At 71.7% G+C, this 707-nt stretch carries 1 protein-coding gene; it reads left to right on the top strand.

Features of this window, described 5'->3' with window-relative positions; genetic code table 11:
- Positions 1 to 149: 149 nt before the first annotated feature.
- The coding region (locus AC1DWF_RS34585; RefSeq protein ID WP_476842991.1) for an MFS transporter at positions 150 to 707 on the top strand (558 nt) is incomplete at its 3' end.

Genomic DNA, 707 nt, shown 5'->3' with positions numbered 1-707 from the left:
GGACGTCAGCGACGCCGACATCGCCGCCGCGCTGCGCGTCTTCCAGGCCTTCGACGCCGTGGCGGAGCCGGTCGCGTGACCCTTCCCAAGGAGCGCGGCCAGCTCTTCACGGCCGGCTGGACCGCGATCCAACCTCGCACGGCCACGCCATGAGGGATGTGCCGCACGAACCTCCCCCGGAGATCACGCGCTTCAGCGTCCCGCTCTGGCTGCTCGCGCTCTTCACCTTCAGCGGCACGCTGGCCATGCACATCTTCGTGCCGGCCCTGCCCCACGCGGCCGAGGATCTCGGCGCCAGCATCGGCACGATGCAGATGACGATCAGCCTCTACATCTACGGCCTCGCCTTCGGGCAGCTCATCTATGGCCCCGCCTCCGACCGCTTCGGCCGCCGCCCCGTGCTGATGGTCGGCCTGGTGATCTACGCCGTCTCCGGCCTCGCGGCCGCGCTGGCGACGGGGGTGACGGCGCTCGTCGCCGCGCGGCTTTTCCAGGCACTGGGCGGCTGCGCGGGGCTGGYGCTGGGCCGGACCATCGTGCGCGACATCTCGGCGCCCACCGAGACCGCGAAGCGGCTCGCCGTCATGAACCTGATGGTGACGGTGGGGCCCGCGATCGCGCCGCTCATCGGCGCGGCGATGACGGCGACGACGGGCTGGCGCTCCATCCTGCTGGCGATGAGCGTCTTCGGCGTGGTGAACCTGGCC

The organism is Aminobacter sp. P4_D5 (assembly GCF_056401815.1).
Note: the sequence above shows the minus strand (reverse complement) of the source record. Positions and strands in the feature narration are given on the sequence as shown.